This is a genomic window from Paenibacillus pabuli NBRC 13638 (assembly GCF_001514495.1).
In the GTDB taxonomy this organism is placed as follows: Bacteria; Bacillota; Bacilli; order Paenibacillales; family Paenibacillaceae; genus Paenibacillus; species Paenibacillus pabuli.
On sequence record NZ_BCNM01000052.1, the window covers coordinates 1 to 4,238 of the forward strand.

A 4,238-nucleotide genomic window follows, 5' to 3' on the forward strand; every position below is an offset into this window, starting at 1 on the left:
CATGCGTTATGAGGCTTATTTGAACTTTAACGGCTCTGTGAATTATATGGAGTATGTTACTTCGTCCATGACAGAATTTAATGTTAAGGTTCATAGGCGTGTTTAGTTGTACGAGGGATCGTGTATTAAATTAACGGGAAGCGTTAGGGGAATACACATTAATGAGCAGGTACTTCGGTATCATCCTCTTTTTATTAAGCTAAAGGCAGGAACGCTTATCGTAGAAGAAAGAATCAACCCGACATCTACTTTTTAAAGAAATGCCGAAACGCCAAAGGCAGGTTTATGGTCCAAGCTAATAACCTTCATTGGTCAGATTCACTTCGATATCATGCAGAAAGCAGATCCGTCGATACGGAACAGTCCATAAAGTATTATCATTTAAAGAATGAGGAGTTGTCGAGGGTTAAATATGATCGCCCATATCAATCTGGTCCCATTGAAAGTTGCTATGTCGCAGCATATTTATTTAATAGGTGCAAGTTCTTGTCCCGAGTCAGAGGACAAGAACTTGTTCAGATTACTGATCAATAACGATCTAAAGAGGTTCGCGTAATAAGTATGATTCTCATGAACAGCATAAAACCTGAGAGTTATATATTCTCAGCTAGAAGAAGGTCTCTTATTAACTTTAAATGAACTGGCATCCAGATTTTTTTGATTAAGCCGGCTAGATTTTAATTTTCGATGTTATCTAACCCGATTTGACCTAGCATTCTATATTACCGTTACTAAGTAACTGGTTCACTATATATCTTTTCGTCCTTAGCCATTTTACCTGTACGCCCAAATTGGACATAATATAATGCAGCTACGAAAACGATAAGAATGGGAAGTGTCAGGAAAACATTGCTATATACGAAAGTCGCACTATTTTGTGGTATCGGATTTAAGTGAATGGTCGATGTGCCCAGATCTAGTATCTTGCCGATAACAGCTGTTGATGTAGCCGTAGCAATAAAAGTGACCATCGAGAATAATCCCATCCCTACGCCAATATTCTCTTTTGAGAGTGTACGTGAAACAGTGTTTGACATTGCAATTTGCATGAACGATTGACCAAGAATACCAAAAATGAGAAAGATCGCAATAAATACTGGCGACATACCAACGACTGAAGACATAGAGATGAAACCGATAATAAGAAGTGCAGCTGCAGTAAACACAAGGAAACGATCTCCCTTTTCATCTGCTAATTTACCACCTCGTCGACCCAAAAGCGCGGCCATTAAAGATGACGGCAACATAACTATTCCGATGAAAACCGGTGACAAGTGGTTAACAGCAGAAAGTAGCTGAGGTGTAATGAATGGAAAGGCAAAGCCAATCCCGATCATGACGAAAGTAATAATTAGACCGAATGAAAACGGTCTGTTTCGAAATATGGCCGGGTTTATGAATGGGTTTGGAGTATAGCGTATACGTAGTACGAAAAAAATGAAAGTAAGAGTCCCCCCTAAGGCAAGCCAAACACTTCCTTTTGTTAAAGCCAGTAACAAAATGGCTACGGTGCCGGCCAGAAGTACTCCGCCAACATAATCCATTTTTCTGGCAGCTCCCTTTTCATCATCTAAATATTTCCGATACATCGGCAACGTAAGTAAGGATAAAAGCGAGATTACAAATAGTACCCGCCAGTTCCATGTACTGCTTACCACGCCGGCAATGATCGGACCAATGGCCAAACCAAGTGAAAATCCGATGGCAACGGTACCTAATGCACGACCGCGCCTTTCAGATGTAAAGTAACGAACCGGTACAATCATAGAAATCGCCGGAATGACCGATGCTCCAGCTGCCTGTACAATTCGCCCCACAATGACCATCCAATATTCACTAGCCACTAAGCCGATGACAGACCCAATTGCAAAAAGTAGCAGACCAAACGTCAACAAATTCTTCAAGCTGTATTGGTCTGTCAATTTACCGTAAGTTACCGAGCCAATTGCGTACACAATCATATAGCCTGTGATGATCCAACTCGCTTGCGATGAAGAAATTTGAAATTGTTTACTGATATTAGGGAGTACAATATTAAACATGGTTGCATTCATGACGGATATTATGAGTGTAAAGACAAGTAAACCAAGTAATAACTCTCCTTTATTTTTTTGAACGCTATGATTGGTTTGCATTGGAATGCCTCATTTCTATAGGATAAAACGGTATTGATGAAATAACGAGCCTGTATTCATTTGATGATAAAATGTTTCACCTGATTAAGCGGACAAGCTAATAGAACCTTCGCTGGCAGAGATGCTCAACGCTAATTTACTGAAAAGTCCTCAATTATGAGGACTTTTCAGTTTTTCTGGATATATTTTAAATTTAATCTTGCTCCCACAGCCGCAAATGATGGTATGTTTCAAAATTATAATTGGCTGCTGGCAAATGGGGCATACATGATGATGCGGCTGTTCGTTCAGTCTCACCACTTCCTCCGTACTCGACTCCGCATTGCATGGAGTACCGTGCTTTTCAAACCTTGTGGTGTGCAAAAGAAAGTGCATACACGCATAAGATACTCGGAATTTCTCATATCATTCTCTCCTATGCTTCACCCTCTTGGTTTACTTGATTTCCCCTGTTGCCATGAGAACTGCTCTGCCCAACGTATGACTCAGCATGGTGAATCCAAGGAGAGCTGGCGTGGAATTAGGGGCGACACTGATATTTTCGACGTCCAGTGCATGAACAACAAAATAATATCGGTGAGGACCGTGTCCCGCTGGAGGCGCCGCACCGATAAAGCGTTCGAGTCTCAAATCATTCGGTAGTTGCAGGGAGCCTTGAGGCAAACCGCTGGAATGCTCGTCGCCTGCGCCTGTGGGTAGCTCGGTAACGCTGGCAGGGATATTAATAACTGCCCAGTGCCACAACCCCGATCCAGTTGGGGCGTCCGGATCATATGCAGTTACGACAAAACTCTTTGTCCCTTCGGGTGCACCCGACCACTTCAAATGGGGTGAGAGATCTTTACTTCCCTTTAGAGTTGACATCTCCGAATAATGCTGGGCCGGTAGAGGATGTCCCTCCGCAATGTCATTACTCTCCAACTGAAAGACTGCTACTTCTGGCAATTTGGAAAATGGATTGTTGTTCATTGTATATTACCTCCTTTTATTTTCATTTTCGATAATACATTAAACAATCGATTCTGTAAACTATAATCGTTTTAATTATTTATTATCGAATTTGATGTTTGTTTTTTAATGAAATCGGTGTAAACTATCTAAATACAATTACGTATAATTATAATGTGCATGAAGGAAGGTGCTGCTTCATGGCCAAAAGGAATGGTTCGTCCACCTTAAGCGAGAATGTCAGGAAGAAACTACAATCCGATATTTTGACTGGACAATATGAACCAGGCTCTCCATTAAAAGTTTCGGAATTAGCTAAAGGTTTCGAAGTCTCAGTTGCCGTTGTTCGCGAAGCGTTGACGCGATTGGCGACTCAGGGTCTGGTACAGCAAAATCCTAACCACGGATTTTCAGTAAAGACGGCGTCGGAAGAAGAACTGAACAACATCATACAAGCGAGGTTAATCAATGAATCCGAAGCTTTACGCCTATCCATCGCTTATGGTGATCTTACATGGGAATCTAATGTAATTGCGGTGCATCACAAGCTATCGCAAACGGCTGAGTACAAGGAAGTGAATGAAAAGCTTGTCGTCCGCGAAGAATGGTCTGAGATTCATCGTCAATTTCATTACGAGCTTATTGCCGCATGCCCTAATCCAGTTCTCTTGGATATCTGCAGCAACCTTTGGGATTTGAGCGAATTTTATCGACATTGTTCACCCCCGCAACAGCAAGTTCGCGATGGACTCGCTGAACATAAGGCATTAACAGATGCCGTTCTTAGCCGCGATGGTGAACGTGCTGCACAGATCTTTAGAGCACACATTCAACTAACCGCAGAGGTCTTATTTGACAAACAATAATTTGTGTATAAGATCAAAAGTTTACGTCGAAAATTATCGATTACCTGGGGAATTGGATAGGGACGGGTATACTTACTCAGGTGGGCTCCTCTTCGAGTTAAGTTCCTCGGAAGAGGTTAGAAACTGTAATGAGTAACTACAAGCCATTAAGCTAACGGCAAACGATAGTGTAATAATAAACATAAAAAGAGCAGGTACTTCGGTATCCTGCTCTTTTTATTAAGCTAACGGGCAAATTAGTTCAATCGTGTCGAGAGTACCTCTTAGAAATTCACAAAAGCAGGGAAGT

The 4,238-nt window shown here is 41.6% G+C and carries 3 protein-coding genes; 1 reads left to right on the plus strand and 2 read right to left on the minus strand.

What is annotated here, in order from left to right:
* Positions 1-731: 731 nt before the first annotated feature.
* Together PPA03S_RS31905 and PPA03S_RS31910 are read right to left on the minus strand one after the other, a co-directional pair.
* Positions 732-2,135, minus strand: a complete 1,404-nt coding sequence (locus PPA03S_RS31905) for an MFS transporter (RefSeq protein ID WP_062330046.1) — start codon at positions 2,133-2,135, stop codon at positions 732-734.
* Positions 2,136-2,570: 435 nt separating this feature from the next.
* Positions 2,571-3,104, minus strand: a complete 534-nt coding sequence (locus PPA03S_RS31910) for a YbhB/YbcL family Raf kinase inhibitor-like protein (protein WP_062330047.1) — start codon at positions 3,102-3,104, stop codon at positions 2,571-2,573.
* A 179-nt stretch (positions 3,105-3,283) separates the two neighbouring features.
* On the opposite strand from PPA03S_RS31910, the gene PPA03S_RS31915 reads away from it, so the two are divergent.
* Complete coding sequence (locus PPA03S_RS31915) at positions 3,284-3,949, plus strand: GntR family transcriptional regulator (protein ID WP_062330048.1); 666 nt, start codon at positions 3,284-3,286, stop codon at positions 3,947-3,949.
* The last annotated feature ends 289 nt before the right edge of the window (positions 3,950-4,238 follow it).